Here is a 14,068-nt window from a genome sequence, read left to right on the forward strand (position 1 = left end):
CCCGAAGCCTGGGAACCAACCCTCGAGATCGACTCGATGCACGACAAACGAACCCAATGGTGGTGGCTGATGGCCGCCTGGGCCGTGGCTCTGGTATCCACGCTGGGCGCGCTCTTCATCGGTGAAGTGATGGGCATGACGCCCTGCGTGCTGTGCTGGTACCAGCGGATCGCCATGTTCCCGCTCGCCCTCATTCTGGGCATGGCCGTGTTCGCCGAGGACCGGCGCGGTGCGGTGTATGCGCTGCCATTCGCGCTCGCTGGTCTCGCGCTGGCCGCCTATCACAGCGCACTGATCGCAGGCTGGGTGCCACAGTGGTGGGTGCCGTGCGGCACCGGCCCCTCGTGCAGCCAGCAAGCCCTGGTCATCCTTGGCGACATCCAGATTCCCTGGCTATCGCTGGCGGCCTTCCTCGCCATCGCCGCCGCCCTGACGATTTATCTGATAAGGACCCGTAAATGAACACACGAAAACTCCTGGCACTCGCCGTGTTGCTGATCCTCGGCCTGGCCTTTTACTTCGGCATGGATGCCTATCGCGACCGCACACAGGCCGAGCAGGACACGCGCGTCGCTGTGGAAGGAAGCCGCCTCGTGCGGATGCATACCCCGATCATCGGGCCGCAGAACGCGCCGGTCACCATCGTCGAGTTCTTCGATCCCGCCTGCGAGACCTGCCGCGCCTTCTATCCGATCGTCAAGCAGATCATGGCCCAGCATCCGGACAAGGTCCGGCTTGCGCTGCGCTATGCGCCCTTCCATCACGGCTCGGACCAGGTGGTGAAACTGATCGAGGCTGCGCGCAAGCAGGGACTCTACACCCCGGTGCTCGAGGCGCTGCTGGCCACGCAACCGGAGTGGGCCGACCACGCGGCGCCCAACATCGGCATCGCCTTCGAAGCAGCCGCCCGCGCCGGCCTGGACATGGGACGCGCCCGGCAGGACATGGAGACGCCCGAGATCCAGGCCGTGCTCGCGCAGGACATCGAGGATCTGACCGCGTTGCAGGTCAGCAAGACACCAACCTTCTTCGTCAATGGACGCAGCCTGCCGAGCTTCGGCCCCGAGCAGTTGGCACGCCTGGTAGCGGAGGAAGTGGGTAAAGTGCAGCCGTGATCGGTTTGTTCAAGCTCGCCGGCCTGTTCGCCTTGACGGCCGTGGCCGAGATCGTCGGCTGCTATCTGCCCTGGCTCGTGTTGAAGCAGGGCCGGAGTGCCTGGCTGCTCGTGCCCGCAGCGCTGTCGCTCGCCGCCTTCGCCTGGCTGCTGACACTGCATCCGACTGCAGCCGGGCGAACCTATGCCGGTTACGGCGGCATGTACATCGCGGTCGCGTTGGTGTGGCTTCGCGTCGTGGATGGCGTTGCGCTGACCCGCTGGGATGTCGCGGGCGCCGGCGTCGCGCTGGTCGGCATGGCCATCATTGCGCTGCAACCGGCCGCCTCTCCCTGAAAGTATCATTGTTGCTTCTCGGGGCGCTCTGGCGACCGCAAACACCGCTCACCTCATCCACATGTACTGCTGGTGTCGCATCATGTGGTCCATCATCATCTGCTGCATCGGCATGTATTGATCCATCATGTACTGGCGCTGCCTTTGTTGTTCGGGCGTAAGCGTCGAGTAGTAGCCGCCCATATGGCCCCATCCCATCATTGGGCCCATCGTCATTCCGGGCCCCATCCCCGGGCCGCCCATGCAGCAGCCCATGCCGCCGCCCGGCCCCCACATGCCGTGCATCAGCTGCATGTTGTTCTGCATCGTGGCCCAGTGCTCCTGGAGTAGTTTTTGCCGCGCTTCGGGATCCTGAGTCTGGTTGATCTTGTCCATCTGCTCTTGCATCTTCTTCATGTTCTCCTGCGCCTGCGCCATCCGCTTGTCGAACTCCTGCACGTTGGGCGGCTCGAGGTTCGCTTGGGCACCAGACGCCGGCTGGGCGAGAGCGGGCATGGACGAAAGTACAACGGCGGACAACGCGGCTGCCAGGATCGTGTTCTTCATCTCGATTCTCCTATGTCACAAGCGGAGGCCATGACGGTCTTGTTACGACGGACCGATGACCACTGGGGATTGCGCCCGGGGACGGGCAGCGGGGGGAAACGGCGCGCATCGGCGATTGATGTTCATCTGGCCCCCGTCGCTAAGTCAGAAGTCTGGATGCCCACCCGGCAACGGCCGTCTTCGCGCAAGCAGATGCGCTCGCGGAATCGTCCAAGATCACCCGAGAAGACATCATCCTCATCGGGTACCGAGCGAATCAGATCGGACAGGGGCCCCATCGTCGGCGAGCCGGTTACCAGCCGATGGTAGAGCCAGCGTAACCGGTCACTGAGCGGCGTTCTTTGCCCGCCCGCGCCCACGCGGAACAATCCCTCCCACATTCATCAGGGAGGAGCCGGCAGTGACCAGGGCGACAGCGACCAACAACAAGTGGCGGCGGCGTAGCCGCCAGGAGTGGGAAACCGTCTTTGCGCGGTTTGCCGCGAGCGGCCTGGGGATCGAGCCGTTCTGCGCCCGCGAGGGGCTCAGCGAGTCGAGCTTCCGGCGCTGGCGTAGCCTGCTGGGCGAGCCGAGTACGCAGCCTGCCGCGCTGGCGATGGAGGCCACTGGCTTCGTCGACGCCGGCACGCTCAAACTCGGCGGCACGGGTCGCCTCGAACTGCGGCTCGACCTGGGCGACGGCGTGATCCTTCACCTGTCGCGCGGCTGATGTTCTTCCCCGAAGGCGCGGTCCGGGTCCATGTCTATGGCCGCCCGGTCGACATGCGCAAATCCTTCGACGGCCTGTACGCGCTCACACGCCAGGCGCTCGGCTGCGATCCGCTGTCGGGCGAGCTGTTCGTGTTCATCAACCGACGCGGCACGCAGATGAAGGTGCTGTACTGGGATCGCACCGGATTCTGCGTGTGGGCCAAGCGTCTCGAGCAGGGGCGCTTCGTGTCGAACTGGGCGCAGGTCCGCACGCGCCAGATGGACTGGACCGGGCTCAAACTCTTGCTCGAAGGCATCGAGCCGGCCCGCACCAAGCGCCGTTTCCAACTGCCCGCAAACGCCGTGCAACCCGCATGAATGCTGGGTTCTGCGGTAAAATACGCGCCATGCCCGCGCCGCACTGCACCCCCGTTCCGACCCTTGCCGAGGCCGCCCAGTGGGCGCCCGAGCGCATCGTCGAGATGGCGCAGGCGAACGTCGCCTTGCAGCGCGACATGGATGCGATGCGGCTCGAGTTTGCGGCACTCAAGCATCAGCTTGAGTGGTTCCGCCGCCAGCTCTTTGGCCAGAAGAGCGAGAAGCGCGTGGTGTCACCCGACACCACGCAGATGTATCTGGGCGAGTTGCCGATCCCCGACACACAGCCCGATGTCCCCGGCAAGACCGTGGCGGGACACACCCGTCGTGCGTCGCGCACCGACTTCACCCAGAGCAAGGACGACTCGGCGCTGTTCTTCGACGAGACGCGCGTCCCGGTCGAGACGATCACGCTCGCCAACCCCGAGACCGAGGGCCTCACCGCCGAACAGTTCGAGGTGATCGGCGAGAAGGTGAGCCATCGCCTGGCGCAGCGCCCGGGCAGCTACGTGATCCTCAAGTACGTACGCCCGGTCATCAAGCGCCGCGACACGCAGACGATCCACTGCCCGGCGGCCCCCGCCGGGGTGATCGACGGTAGCCGCGCCGACGTGAGCTTCATCGCCGGGCTCATCACCGACAAGTTCTGCTACCACCAGCCGCTGTACCGCCAGCATCAGCGGCTCGGGGACAACGGCATCCGGGTCTCGCGCCCGTGGCTCACGCAGCTCACCCACGCGGCGCTCGCGCTGCTCGAGCCGGTCTTTACGGCCCAGCTCGACTCGATCCGCGCAAGTCGCATCAAGGCGATGGACGAGACCCCGATCAAGGCCGGGCGCGCCGGCCCGGGGAAGATGAAGGGCGGCTACTTCTGGCCGGTGTATGGCGAGCGCGACGAAATCTGCTTCGCCTATCACGAGGGGCGTAGTGGCAAACACATTGCGCAGACCCTGGGGACCGACCCACCGCCCGAGGGGGCGGTGCTGCTCACCGACGGCTACGCGGCCTACGAACGTTACGCACAAAAATGCGGGCTCACGCGCGCGCAATGCTGGGCGCACTCGAGAAGAAAATTCTTCGAGGCCCAGTCGATCGAGCCCGAACGGGCGACGCAGGCATTGGAGATGATCGGCCAGCTCTACGCGGTAGAGCAGCACATCCGTGAGGCACAACTCATCGGCGAGGCACGCCGCGCATACCGGCTCGCCCAGGCCAAGCCGATGGTCGACCGGTTCTTCGACTGGGTCGACGCCCAGTTCGAATCCCAGGGGCTACTGCCGAGCTCACCGCTGACCACTGCCCTGGCCTACGTGCGTGAGCGCCGGGCCGCCCTCGAGGTCTACCTCGCCGACCCCGAGGTGCCGATCGACACCAACCACCTCGAGCGGGCGCTACGCGTAGTGCCGATGGGCCGCCGCAACTGGCTCTTCTGCTGGACCGAGGTCGGCGCGAAATACGTGGGGATCGCGCAGAGCCTGATCGCCACCTGTCGCCTGCACGACATCGACCCCTATGCCTATCTGGTCGATGTGCTCCAGCGCGTCGGCCAGCACCCTGCCGCCGATGTCGCGCAACTCACCCCAAGGCTGTGGAAGCAACACTTCGCGGCCAATCCGCTTCGATCCGATCTCCACCCGCGCTCGAAGTAGGCAAGAACGCCGCTCGGTTACCGCTTACGTTGCTAAAGAGTACGCAAGCGGACTTACCGTGGTTTCCCTCTCAAGGAGCACTGACATGAAAAAGGCACAACAAGGTTTCACCTTGATCGAACTGATGATCGTGGTGGCGATCATTGGTATTTTGGCCGCGGTGGCGCTGCCGGCGTATCAGGATTACACCCGCCGCTCAGCTGACCGGGCTTGTATGGCAGAAACTAAGTCGTACACCAACGTCGTCATGGCAGCGCTTCTCGACCCGGGGGCTGGTGCCCCGCCTGCGCCCAACACGTCGGCATGCGATACCATCACGGATGCATCGGGCTTCACCACTGTCGTCGGGCAAACCATTACGGGCGTACCTAATACTCCGGGCACGACAAACACGGTATGCGATTTGGAGGCAGGCGGTTCCTGCACTGGACCTTAATGGAAAATCGGGGCGCCCCCCCAATTTCCCCCCTGACCTAGCCTCACCCCAAAGCCCGCCGCGCTCACGCCCGGTGGGCTTTCTCATTCTTGACGCAACCGCGGCCCCACTCGCCCCTCATACCACCGGCGAGCACTTCTGTATCCTCTGCAACGCGGCGCGCAGCCGCGGCAACTCCTAATCCACGACCAGCCAGACCGCATCGACGTCGATCGCCAGCTAGTCATGCACCAGGATGTTCCTGAAGCCGGCTATCGCACGCCAAGGCACGTCTGACTCGCTCGCCTTGATCGCATCGGTCAAACGCTGACTCGACTCCGCCAGTGTTTGCAGATTGCGAACGACCGCACCCTGAATCAGCCGTGAGCCGCGAAAACGCGCCTCATCACCACCGACGTACTCGTCGATGCGGCCCGCGCACTCCAGCATATGGGCAAGGTAGACCTTGTCGGCCTCGAGACTCGGCTTCATGCGGCAAGGATCACAATGGCTGCGCTTCGTTGAGGATTCGATCGCGCATCAGCGGGTGAAGTGATTTCTCGGTCACCACGTCCACGCGGCGCCCGAGCAGATCCTGCGCGTCCATCAACAATGCCCCGAGCACGAAGCCCGAGGTGTCGGGAGCGGTTTCGACCAGCAGATCGACATCGCTGGATGCGTCGGCGTCGTCACGCGCCATCGAGCCGAACACCTTGATCGAGCGCACGCCATGGCGTCGCGCCAGCGCACGCAGCGCCTCGCGGTGGGATTCGATCATCGGGTGCATGTTCGCTACCTCATGAAAAACGACGCATCAAGTCTAGCAAACGAGAAAGGGACAAGCCCGGCCGAACTGCCGACTTCCTGCGCAGGCGGCAGCAAGTTCGCGCAGCGTTTGATCACAGGTGGCGAGGCGCGTCCATCCGCTCATGCAGGACACGAACTACGGCGATGCCGTAGTCGGTCGCTCGAAAGTAGATCATGTGTCGCTCAACGCTCCATCGCCGATAGCCTGACCGGATGTGGTCACAGGCTGGAGCCGTCCTCGGCGAGGCAGCCAACCTGGCGAACGCCATCGTAAGCAAGTCGATGTAGCGCACGGCCTGCTCAACGCCCCATTCCCGAACCGTGTGGACCCAGATTGCCTCGAGGTCGCGCTCAGCCGCCGGGGTCAGGCGATATTCAGCCATGCTCGGCAAGCATCCTTTGCTTGAAGGCCGCAGCATCGAAGCGTCTCGGCTCGCCGCTGGCTTCCCCCTCGATAAGCGCGGCGCGGATCGCCTCGATCTCGGCGCTGCGCTCCTGCTCGCGGCGGATCAAATCGCGGATGCACTCGCTGTCGTTGGTGTAGTGACCTGCGTTGATCTGTGCCTTGACCCAGTTGTCCTGCTGGTCGGTCAAGGTAATCGTCTTGCGCACGGTGCCCATGACGTGGCCTCCTGGAGTTACACCAAAAGTATGATTAGTTCGTACGAATGGTGCACTATAGAGCACTTAGGGGACAGGAAATAGGGGGACAGACCCCAACTTCCCATCAAGCGGACAGGCCCAAGACTGAGTGCGGACAACCCGCCGGTCAGCCCACCGGCGCGTACAGCGGGTAAAGAACCTCCTCCTCGCGCTTGATGCGGTCGGCCAGCACTTTGCCGACGACGTCGAACTCGGCCACGAAGGCTTCGGCGAGCGCCGGGCTGCTGGCGATCTGCGCGTATCGCGCAAGGAATGCGACCACGTTTCGGCCGATCTCATCCATGTCGTGACGGAACTCGCGAATCAGGGCATGGCTGACCGGGTCATTGGCGAGCGCATGTTCGAGATAGACGTAGAGCCGGACGTTCTCCACCAGCAGGTGATCGTGCAGATCGGCCCGGAACCGGTCCAGCAAGGCCTCCGCCTCTTTCAACCGCCCTTCGCGGGCGGCGCTGCGGATCGCGCCAAAGCGATCAAACAGGCTGCGGTGGTCGCGTACGAGGCGGTCGATCAACTCCGGGCTGTAGCGGATCGACGTCCCTGGCGCGCACCCTCCGGCCTGTGCCGCCGCCGACAGATCCTCACGCCCTGCCGGCGCGGCCGCTGCCGACCGCGCCTGACGCTTGCCAAACAGCCAATCGAGAAAAAACATGAGCATCTCCGCAACAAGCATCCGATTCCGATCGCCCTGAGGCGGACGCAACGTAATACAAATGCATGACCAGCGTCTTTGCTGAAGATCAAGTATCGAGGGGCACTTTCGCCCCCTTGCCATGGTCCATCGAGCGTTGCCACTCCCCAGCGCTCACCCGCACTCACCCGTCTACGCTGACCACCCATGAGACCACTCCTGCTGATCCTGGCGCTGTTCGCCCCTCTGCTGCCGACGACGGCTCATGCCGATGCCGCCACGGACGAAGCCACACTGTGGGCAGCGCTGCGTACGGGCGGGCACGTCGCGCTGATGCGCCATGCGCTGGCCCCCGGCACTGGCGACCCGGTGGGCTTCCGTGTGAATGACTGCAGCACGCAGCGCAACCTGTCGGCGGCGGGCCACACCCAGGCGCGGGCGATCGGCGAGCGCTTCCGCGCCAACGGCATCGCAGCGGCGGCCGTGTTCTCGAGCCAATGGTGCAGGGCCCTGGATACGGCGCGTGGGCTGGCGCTGGGCGAGGTCACGGCAGACGCCGCGCTCAACTCCTTCTTTACCGACCGCGGCGAGGAGGCTGCGCACACCCGTGCCGCCCGCGCGCTCATCGCCGCACAGGCGAGCGCAGACAAGCCGCTGGTGCTGGTGACGCATCAGGTGAACATCACCGCGCTGTCGGGCGTGTTCCCGGCCTCGGGCGAAATCATCGTGATGCGGGTGGAAGGGGATGCGCTGAGCCTGGCCGGGCGAATCCGGACAGCGCCTTGAGACAAGGCGATTGCAACCCGCCTGCTCGCCCTCAAAAGCTCGCGGCTGGCGCCGCTCATACGGCGTGAACAGGCGCGGCGCGCCCTCTGGGAACGCAACGCCCGGGCGCAATCCTCGGCGTATTGGGAAGGATCCGGGCGATTCGCCCCGCAGGCTTGATCCTGCGCAGGTCGCCCGCGCACATTTTCTGGAACAATGCCGGCGTTCTCCTCGCTGACCAACGTCGATGACTGCAAGCCCACCCCTGCCGCCGGGTGACGATGCGCGCGTGCTGCTCGTCCTCACCAACCTGCCCGACCATGGCGCGGCAGCCGCGCTGGCTGCGGAACTGGTCGAAGCCCGCCTGGCCGCGTGCGCGAACATTCTCGCGCCCTGCACCTCGGTGTATCGCTGGCAGGGCGCACTCGAGACCGCGAACGAGGTGCCGGTACTGCTCAAGACCACAGCCGCACGCTACGCAGCGCTGGAGGCAGCCATCCGCGCCCGTCACCCCTACGAACTTCCCGAGATCGTGGCGGTCCCTGTGGAGCAAGGCCTGGACGCCTACCTCGGCTGGGTCGCCACCGAAACCGCCCTTCCGGATACGTGACGGGCGCATCGTGGTGAATCGTGTCCCGGACCCGAGCTCAAGCGCCACCGTCGGGCGCTGCTGCCCACCGCCTGCCTCGAGCACGAACTCGACCACAGCCTGCCCCGAGATTATTCCCTGACGCCCCACTCATGCCTTCCACCACACGCTCATCGCTCAGCCTGCGCCGCCTGCTCTGGCTCCTGACTCTGGTCGCGAGCCTGTTCGCGCTCGCCCCCGCCGCCCAGGCCAACCCGATCGCTCCCGAGAAGGCCTTTGTGCCGCGGGCACAGGCGCTCGACGGACAAACGGTGGAAGTGGTGTTCACCATCGCCAAGGACTACTACCTCTACGGCGACAAGTTCCGCTTCGAGGCCGAGCCCGAAGGCATCAGCTTCGGCCCGGTGGACAAGCCTGCAGGCAAGTGGAAGAAGGACGACTTCTTCGGCAACGTCGAGACCCATCGCGGCGAGCTCCGCCTGCTGTTGCCGGTGCAGGTGCCGGAGGGCGTACGCCGCTTCGAGCTCTTCGCCACCAGCCAGGGCTGCTGGGATGGCGGCATCTGCTACCCGCCGACCACGCAGCAGGTGTCGATCGACCTCGATGCGCCCCCGATCCAGCCCAGCGGCGGTTTCCTGGACAAGCTGCGCAGCGGCGGCTTCGGCAACCAGGCCGCACCGCCGGGAGCCGAAGCCGCAGCCAGCGGTGCCGTCTCCAGCGACGAGACCGGCGACATCGCGCGCATGCTTTCAGGGGCCAGCGTGCCGCTGATCCTGCTCAGCTTCTTCGGCTTCGGCCTGCTGCTCGCCTTCACCCCGTGCACCTTTCCGATGATCCCCATCCTGTCGGGCATCATCGTCGGCCAGGGCCACAAGGTGTCGCACATGCGCGCCTTCGTGCTGTCGCTGGCCTACGTGCTGGGCATGGCGGTCACCTATGCGCTGGCGGGCGTCGCCGCGGGCCTGTCGGGCACCATGCTGAGCGCCGCGCTGCAGAACGTGTGGGTGCTGTCGGTGTTCGCGCTCGTCTTCGTGCTGCTGTCGCTGTCGATGTTCGGCTTCTATGAGCTGCAGCTGCCCTCGGCGCTGCAGAGCAAGCTCGCCGACACCGCCAGCCACAACAAGGGCGGCAGCCTGGGCGGGGTGACGGTGATGGGCGTGCTGTCGGCGCTCATCGTCGGCCCGTGCGTGGCCGCGCCGCTGGCCGGCGCCCTGCTCTACATCGCGCAAACTGGCGACGCCGTGCTGGGCGGCTGGGCACTGTTCGTGATGGCACTCGGCATGGGCGCGCCGCTGCTGGCGGTGGGGGTGGCCTCGCGCAGCCTGCTGCCCAAGGTCGGACCGTGGATGGAAGGCGTCAAGAAGGCTTTCGGCGTGATGCTGCTGGCAGTGGCGCTGTGGATGATCACGCCGGTGATCCCCGCGCTGGCGATGATGCTGGGCTGGGCGGCGCTGCTGCTGTTCTCAGGCATCTTCCTGCACGCCATCGACCCGCTGCCGCACAACGCAAAGGGCTGGCAGCGCTTCTGGAAGGGCGTGGGCGTGGTGCTGCTGCTGTCCGGCGCAGCGATCCTGGTGGGAGCACTCGCCGGCTCGCGCGACCCGCTGCAGCCGCTGTCGGTGCTGCGCGCGCAGGCTGCGGCACCGGTCAATGTGCCTCAGTTCGAGAAGGTGGCCTCCATCGCCGAGCTCGACGCGCGGCTGGCCGCCGCCGACCGCCCGGTGATGCTCGACTTCTATGCCGACTGGTGCGTGTCGTGCAAGGAGATGGAGCGCTTCACCTTCAGCGACGCGCGCGTGGCCGAACGCATGGGCCGCATGCTGCTGCTCAAGGCCGACGTCACCGCCAACACCGACGAACACAAGGCGCTGCTCAAGCGCTTCGGCCTCTTCGGTCCGCCGGGGATCATCTTCTTCGACGCCGGGGGCCAGGAGCGCGAGGGCATGCGGGTCGTCGGCTTCATGAAGGCGGAGCCGTTCGCGACGGTGCTGGATCGGGCGCTGTGATCTAAACTTGCACGACCGAACACGCAAACTTGCAACACCATGAACACGCTGACCCATGAACTTGCAGCCAAAGCCCGCCAGCTGAGACCTGAAGAGCGCTTCGCACTTGTCGAAGAGATCCTGCACAGCCTTGACCGCCCAGACCCTGCGATTGATCGCCTGTGGCAGGAAGAAGCTGCTCGTCGCCTCGCAGCCTACCGCGCGGGCCGGGTCGAAGGCATCCCCGCCGAAGACATCCTCGGGCCGCTTTGATGCGTGTTCTGTTCTCGCCGGAAGCACGGCTGGAGTACGAGGACGCATACGCCTATTACGAAGCCCAGCAACAGGGGCTTGGACAGCGCCTGAAGCAGGACACGCGGCAAGCGCTGTTGCGCATCCGGCAGTGGCCGCTGTCCTGCGCGGTCGAGAAAGAAGGCATCCGCCGCCTGTTGCTGACGCGCTTTCCCTACAAGCTGCTTTATTCGGTCGAGGCGGATCACCTCTATGTGATCGCCTTTGCGCACCAGCATCGCGCGCCCGAGTACTGGATCGACCGGGCCGAGTAAGCGGCGTCCGGAACCAAGCCCCACGTTTTCCCCTACAATCCCGCCTTTCCCCTTTCGGTTCAAACCCTTCATGTTCTCCGGCATCGTCGCGGCCGTCGGCCGCATCGAACACATCGAGCCGCTCGCGGACGGCATTCGCCTCAGCGTCGACACCAACGGCCTGGACCTGGCTGACGTCATCGTCGGCGACAGCATCGCCCACAGCGGGGTGTGCCTGACCGTAGTCGAGATGAACGGCGCCCTGTGCAAGTACGACGTCTCACGCGAGACACTGAACTGCACGGTGGGCCTGGACGCCGTCGGCAACGAGGTCAATCTGGAAAAGGCGCTGCGCCTGGCCGACCGCCTCGGCGGCCACCTGGTCACCGGCCATGTGGACGGCGTGGGCGAGGTGGTGAAGTTCGCTCCCATCGGCGAGAGCCACGAACTGGTGATCCGCGCCCCGGCGGCGATCGCCGGCTACATCGCCAGGAAGGGCTCGATCACGGTCAATGGCGTCAGCCTCACCGTCAATCGTGTCGAAGGCCGCGACTTCTGGATCAACCTGATCCCGCACACGGTGGCGATGACCAACCTCAAGCACCTCGCGCCGGGCAGCCGCGTGAACCTCGAGATCGACCTCATCGCCCGCTACGTCGAGCGCATGCTCGAGTGGAAGCGGGAAGAAGCGGCGCAGGGCTGAAAGCCCTCCCGCCCCGCCCCATGCCACACGGCAAGGCCCGCAAGAACGCACACAAAGGACACAGCATGAGCGCACTCGCGCCGATTACCGAGATCATCGCCGACATCAAGGCCGGCAAGATGGTCATCCTGGTGGACGAAGAAGACCGCGAGAACGAGGGCGACCTCGTGATGGCGGCCGAGTTCGTCACCCCCGAGGCGGTCAACTTCATGGCCAAGTTCGGCCGTGGCCTGATCTGCCTGACGCTCACCGACGAGCGCTGCCGCCAGCTCGGCCTGCAGCAGATGGTGCGCGACAACCGCACCCCGCACGGCACTGCGTTTACCGTGTCGATCGAGGCCGCCACCGGCGTCACCACCGGCATCTCGGCCCACGACCGTGCCCGCACCGTGCAGGTGGCGGTGGGCCGCCACGCCAGGCCGGAAGACATCGTCACCCCCGGCCACATCTTCCCGCTCACCGCGCAGAAGGGCGGCGTGCTGATCCGCGCCGGCCACACCGAGGCCGGCTGCGACCTCGCCCAGCTCGCCGGCCTGGAGCCCGCCTCGGTGATCTGCGAGATCCTCAAGGACGACGGCACCATGGCGCGCCTGCCCGACCTCATCGAGTTCGGCAAGGCGCACGGGCTCAAGATCGGCGCCATCCGCGACCTCATCGAGTACCGCGCCGCCACCGAGCACCTGGTGGAAAAGGTGATCGACAAGGAGGTGGACACGCCGCACGGCCGCTTCCGCCTGTCCGCCTTCGAGGACAAGACCTCGGGCGACGTGCACTTCGCGCTGTCGCGCGGCGACATCACGCCCGAACGCGAGACCCTGGTGCGGGTGCACGAGCCGATCTCGGTGGTCGATTTTCTCGACCCCGCAAGCGGCCGCCACAGCTTCCCGGTCAATGACGCGCTCGCAAGCCTGGCGGCGGCGGAGGCCGGCGTCATCGTCATGCTCTACCGCCCGCAGTCGGGCCGCGAGCTGCTCGCCAGCCTGGACAACGCCCAGGACCGCGCGCCGGTGAAGTGGGACGCACGCCTGTTCGGCGTCGGCGCCCAGATCCTGCGCGCGCTCAACGTCGGCAAGATGCGCCTGCTCGCCAGCCCGCGCAAGATCCCCAGCATGACCGGCTTCGGGCTGGAGATCACCGGCTTCGTCGACAAGAACTGATCGAATTACAGGGAACAGCATGCAACGCAACCAACCCGAAAACGCCCGCCAGGGCACCCGCTACGACGGCATCGACGAGATCGACCCCAATTTCGACGGCACGGGCGTGCGCGTCGGTATCGTCATGGCGCGCTTCAACCTCGACATCTGCGAGGGCCTGCTGTCGGCGTGCACCGACGAGCTGCTGCGCCTCGGCGTCGCCAAGGGCGACGTCCGCATCGTCACCGTGCCCGGCGCACTCGAGATCCCGCTGGTGCTGCAGACCATGGCCAGGAGTGGCAAGTACGACGCCCTGGTGGCGCTCGGCGCGGTGATCCGCGGCGAGACCTACCACTTCGAGCTGGTGTCGAATGAAATGGGCGCGGGCGTGACCCGCGTCGGCCTGGACACCGGCCTGCCGATCGCCAATGGCGTGCTGACGACCGAAGACGACGACCAGGCCATCGCGCGCATGCGCGAGAAGGGTGCGGACTGCGCCCGCGCGGCGGTCGAAATGGCCAATCTGCTGAAGGTGGTGCGATGAGCGAGATCGACAACGGCGGCCCCGCCGCAGAGGGCACGGGCGCAGGCGCAGGCAACCCGACGAGCAAGATGGCGCGCCGCCGCGCGCGCGAGATGGCCCTGCAGGGCGTGTACCAGTGGCTGCTGTCGGGCAACTCCAGCGCCACCGTGCAGCGCCACCTCGAATCCGAGAGCGAAAGCCTGGACCGCACCGATCGCGAGCTCTTCGTCACGCTGTTGCGCGGCGCAATCGGTGACGCCGATGAGCTGCGCGGCTGCTTTGAGCCGTTGCTGTCGCGCCCGCTCGCCGAACTGTCGCCGATCGAGCACGCCATCCTGCTGCTCGGCACCTACGAGTTGCGCCACAACATCGACACCCCTTACCGGGTGGCGATCAACGAATCGATCGAGCTCGCCAAGGGCTACGGCGGCACTGACGGCCACAAGTTCGTCAACGGCGTGATGGACAAGCTCGCCGCGCGTCTGCGCCCGGAAGAGGTCGAGGCCGCACGCGCCGCCAAGCGCTGAGACAAGGCCGGGACGCCGCATCCACGCGGATGCGTACAAGATCGAGGCGCCGCCCTGGCAACAGGT

General features: G+C 66.0%; 22 protein-coding genes. 16 read left to right on the forward strand and 6 right to left on the reverse strand.

Features of this window, described 5'->3' with window-relative positions:
* The first annotated feature begins 36 nt into the window (after positions 1–36).
* Genes B447_RS11680 through B447_RS11690 form a run of 3 tightly spaced genes read left to right on the forward strand, consistent with a single transcriptional unit; the run spans position 37 to position 1,450 of the window.
* Positions 37–462, forward strand: a complete 426-nt coding sequence (locus B447_RS11680; protein WP_225433332.1) for a disulfide bond formation protein B — start codon at positions 37–39, stop codon at positions 460–462.
* Positions 459–1,115, forward strand: coding sequence for a DsbA family protein (locus B447_RS11685; protein ID WP_002940125.1), 657 nt, complete (start codon positions 459–461; stop codon positions 1,113–1,115). The genes B447_RS11680 and B447_RS11685 overlap by 4 nt, the downstream gene beginning before the upstream one ends.
* Positions 1,112–1,450, forward strand: a complete 339-nt coding sequence (locus B447_RS11690; RefSeq protein ID WP_002940142.1) for a YnfA family protein — start codon at positions 1,112–1,114, stop codon at positions 1,448–1,450. Before B447_RS11685 ends, B447_RS11690 begins: the two co-directional genes overlap by 4 nt.
* A 48-nt stretch (positions 1,451–1,498) precedes the next feature.
* Here the strand turns inward: B447_RS11690 and B447_RS11695 are convergent, their stop codons facing one another.
* Positions 1,499–1,996, reverse strand: a complete 498-nt coding sequence (locus tag B447_RS11695; RefSeq protein ID WP_002940144.1) for a hypothetical protein — start codon at positions 1,994–1,996, stop codon at positions 1,499–1,501.
* A gap of 400 nt (positions 1,997–2,396) precedes the next feature.
* On the opposite strand from B447_RS11695, the gene tnpA reads away from it, so the two are divergent.
* The 4 genes from tnpA (at position 2,397) to B447_RS22990 (ending at position 5,149) form a co-directional block, all read left to right on the forward strand.
* Positions 2,397–2,705, forward strand: coding sequence for an IS66 family insertion sequence element accessory protein TnpA (tnpA, locus tag B447_RS11700; protein WP_002937029.1), 309 nt, complete (start codon positions 2,397–2,399; stop codon positions 2,703–2,705).
* On the forward strand, positions 2,705–3,064 hold the full coding sequence (gene tnpB, locus B447_RS11705; RefSeq protein WP_002937031.1) for an IS66 family insertion sequence element accessory protein TnpB: 360 nt from the start codon (positions 2,705–2,707) through the stop codon (positions 3,062–3,064). The genes tnpA and tnpB overlap by 1 nt, the downstream gene beginning before the upstream one ends.
* 29 nt (positions 3,065–3,093) lie before the next feature.
* A complete protein-coding gene (gene tnpC / locus B447_RS11710) occupies positions 3,094–4,713 on the forward strand; it encodes an IS66 family transposase (RefSeq protein WP_002937033.1) in 1,620 nt (539 codons plus the stop codon).
* Between the two features lie 85 nt (positions 4,714–4,798).
* Positions 4,799–5,149, forward strand: a complete 351-nt coding sequence (locus B447_RS22990) for a pilin (protein ID WP_002940149.1) — start codon at positions 4,799–4,801, stop codon at positions 5,147–5,149.
* Positions 5,150–5,368: 219 nt separating this feature from the next.
* Here the strand turns inward: B447_RS22990 and B447_RS11720 are convergent, their stop codons facing one another.
* The 5 genes from B447_RS11720 to B447_RS11740 form a co-directional block, all read right to left on the reverse strand.
* Entirely contained in the window at positions 5,369–5,620 is a 252-nt protein-coding gene (locus B447_RS11720; RefSeq protein ID WP_002940152.1) for a HepT-like ribonuclease domain-containing protein, read from the reverse strand.
* A gap of 10 nt (positions 5,621–5,630) precedes the next feature.
* Positions 5,631–5,915 carry a nucleotidyltransferase family protein gene (locus B447_RS11725; RefSeq protein ID WP_002940158.1) on the reverse strand — a complete coding sequence of 95 codons (285 nt, stop codon included), beginning with the start codon at positions 5,913–5,915 and terminating at the stop codon, positions 5,631–5,633.
* A gap of 112 nt (positions 5,916–6,027) precedes the next feature.
* Positions 6,028–6,318, reverse strand: coding sequence for a type II toxin-antitoxin system RelE/ParE family toxin (locus B447_RS11730; protein ID WP_002931847.1), 291 nt, complete (start codon positions 6,316–6,318; stop codon positions 6,028–6,030).
* Positions 6,311–6,556, reverse strand: a complete 246-nt coding sequence (locus B447_RS11735; RefSeq protein WP_002931846.1) for a type II toxin-antitoxin system ParD family antitoxin — start codon at positions 6,554–6,556, stop codon at positions 6,311–6,313. Before B447_RS11735 ends, B447_RS11730 begins: the two co-directional genes overlap by 8 nt.
* A 148-nt stretch (positions 6,557–6,704) precedes the next feature.
* The gene (locus tag B447_RS11740) at positions 6,705–7,250 is read right to left on the reverse strand and encodes a hemerythrin domain-containing protein (protein ID WP_232431615.1); all 546 of its coding nucleotides are present in this window, start codon (positions 7,248–7,250) and stop codon (positions 6,705–6,707) included.
* A gap of 186 nt (positions 7,251–7,436) precedes the next feature.
* Here B447_RS11740 and B447_RS11745 point away from each other — a divergent pair, with 186 nt between their 5' ends.
* From B447_RS11745 to nusB, 9 genes are all read left to right on the forward strand, one after another.
* On the forward strand, positions 7,437–8,015 hold the full coding sequence (locus B447_RS11745; protein ID WP_002940167.1) for a histidine phosphatase family protein: 579 nt from the start codon (positions 7,437–7,439) through the stop codon (positions 8,013–8,015).
* Between the two features lie 226 nt (positions 8,016–8,241).
* Positions 8,242–8,604 carry a divalent-cation tolerance protein CutA gene (cutA, locus tag B447_RS11750; RefSeq protein WP_002931843.1) on the forward strand — a complete coding sequence of 121 codons (363 nt, stop codon included), beginning with the start codon at positions 8,242–8,244 and terminating at the stop codon, positions 8,602–8,604.
* A gap of 131 nt (positions 8,605–8,735) precedes the next feature.
* The gene (dsbD, locus tag B447_RS11755; RefSeq protein WP_002940169.1) at positions 8,736–10,589 is read left to right on the forward strand and encodes a protein-disulfide reductase DsbD; all 1,854 of its coding nucleotides are present in this window, start codon (positions 8,736–8,738) and stop codon (positions 10,587–10,589) included.
* 39 nt (positions 10,590–10,628) lie between these two features.
* Complete coding sequence (locus B447_RS11760) at positions 10,629–10,841, forward strand: addiction module protein (protein WP_002931840.1); 213 nt, start codon at positions 10,629–10,631, stop codon at positions 10,839–10,841.
* Positions 10,841–11,134 carry a type II toxin-antitoxin system RelE/ParE family toxin gene (locus tag B447_RS11765; RefSeq protein WP_002940174.1) on the forward strand — a complete coding sequence of 98 codons (294 nt, stop codon included), beginning with the start codon at positions 10,841–10,843 and terminating at the stop codon, positions 11,132–11,134. The genes B447_RS11760 and B447_RS11765 overlap by 1 nt, the downstream gene beginning before the upstream one ends.
* Positions 11,135–11,204: 70 nt before the next feature.
* A complete protein-coding gene (locus B447_RS11770) occupies positions 11,205–11,816 on the forward strand; it encodes a riboflavin synthase (protein WP_002940176.1) in 612 nt (203 codons plus the stop codon).
* A gap of 65 nt (positions 11,817–11,881) precedes the next feature.
* Positions 11,882–12,973 carry a bifunctional 3,4-dihydroxy-2-butanone-4-phosphate synthase/GTP cyclohydrolase II gene (gene ribBA / locus B447_RS11775; RefSeq protein WP_002940178.1) on the forward strand — a complete coding sequence of 364 codons (1,092 nt, stop codon included), beginning with the start codon at positions 11,882–11,884 and terminating at the stop codon, positions 12,971–12,973.
* Positions 12,974–12,992: 19 nt separating this feature from the next.
* Positions 12,993–13,496 carry a 6,7-dimethyl-8-ribityllumazine synthase gene (gene ribH, locus B447_RS11780; RefSeq protein WP_002931827.1) on the forward strand — a complete coding sequence of 168 codons (504 nt, stop codon included), beginning with the start codon at positions 12,993–12,995 and terminating at the stop codon, positions 13,494–13,496.
* A complete protein-coding gene (gene nusB, locus B447_RS11785) occupies positions 13,493–14,002 on the forward strand; it encodes a transcription antitermination factor NusB (protein WP_002931826.1) in 510 nt (169 codons plus the stop codon). The genes ribH and nusB overlap by 4 nt, the downstream gene beginning before the upstream one ends.
* Positions 14,003–14,068 lie beyond the last annotated feature (66 nt).

This window comes from Thauera sp. 27 (assembly GCF_000310125.2).
GTDB classification, from domain to species: Bacteria; Pseudomonadota; Gammaproteobacteria; order Burkholderiales; family Rhodocyclaceae; genus Thauera; species Thauera mechernichensis.

Coding starts and splice junctions, on each gene's coding strand:
- ribH (WP_002931827.1), top strand. CDS start 12,993: ATGCAACGCAACCAACCCGAAAACGCCCGCCAGGGCACCCGCTACGAC.
- ribBA (WP_002940178.1), top strand. CDS start 11,882: ATGAGCGCACTCGCGCCGATTACCGAGATCATCGCCGACATCAAGGCC.
- B447_RS11740 (WP_232431615.1), bottom strand. CDS start 7,250: ATGTTTTTTCTCGATTGGCTGTTTGGCAAGCGTCAGGCGCGGTCGGCA.
- dsbD (WP_002940169.1), top strand. CDS start 8,736: ATGCCTTCCACCACACGCTCATCGCTCAGCCTGCGCCGCCTGCTCTGG.
- B447_RS11720 (WP_002940152.1), bottom strand. CDS start 5,620: ATGAAGCCGAGTCTCGAGGCCGACAAGGTCTACCTTGCCCATATGCTG.
- B447_RS11760 (WP_002931840.1), top strand. CDS start 10,629: ATGAACACGCTGACCCATGAACTTGCAGCCAAAGCCCGCCAGCTGAGA.
- cutA (WP_002931843.1), top strand. CDS start 8,242: ATGACTGCAAGCCCACCCCTGCCGCCGGGTGACGATGCGCGCGTGCTG.
- B447_RS11730 (WP_002931847.1), bottom strand. CDS start 6,318: ATGGCTGAATATCGCCTGACCCCGGCGGCTGAGCGCGACCTCGAGGCA.
- B447_RS11685 (WP_002940125.1), top strand. CDS start 459: ATGAACACACGAAAACTCCTGGCACTCGCCGTGTTGCTGATCCTCGGC.
- B447_RS11695 (WP_002940144.1), bottom strand. CDS start 1,996: ATGAAGAACACGATCCTGGCAGCCGCGTTGTCCGCCGTTGTACTTTCG.
- B447_RS11735 (WP_002931846.1), bottom strand. CDS start 6,556: ATGGGCACCGTGCGCAAGACGATTACCTTGACCGACCAGCAGGACAAC.
- tnpB (WP_002937031.1), top strand. CDS start 2,705: ATGTTCTTCCCCGAAGGCGCGGTCCGGGTCCATGTCTATGGCCGCCCG.
- nusB (WP_002931826.1), top strand. CDS start 13,493: ATGAGCGAGATCGACAACGGCGGCCCCGCCGCAGAGGGCACGGGCGCA.
- B447_RS22990 (WP_002940149.1), top strand. CDS start 4,799: ATGAAAAAGGCACAACAAGGTTTCACCTTGATCGAACTGATGATCGTG.
- B447_RS11770 (WP_002940176.1), top strand. CDS start 11,205: ATGTTCTCCGGCATCGTCGCGGCCGTCGGCCGCATCGAACACATCGAG.
- B447_RS11680 (WP_225433332.1), top strand. CDS start 37: ATGCACGACAAACGAACCCAATGGTGGTGGCTGATGGCCGCCTGGGCC.
- B447_RS11725 (WP_002940158.1), bottom strand. CDS start 5,915: ATGCACCCGATGATCGAATCCCACCGCGAGGCGCTGCGTGCGCTGGCG.
- B447_RS11745 (WP_002940167.1), top strand. CDS start 7,437: ATGAGACCACTCCTGCTGATCCTGGCGCTGTTCGCCCCTCTGCTGCCG.
- tnpC (WP_002937033.1), top strand. CDS start 3,094: ATGCCCGCGCCGCACTGCACCCCCGTTCCGACCCTTGCCGAGGCCGCC.
- B447_RS11765 (WP_002940174.1), top strand. CDS start 10,841: ATGCGTGTTCTGTTCTCGCCGGAAGCACGGCTGGAGTACGAGGACGCA.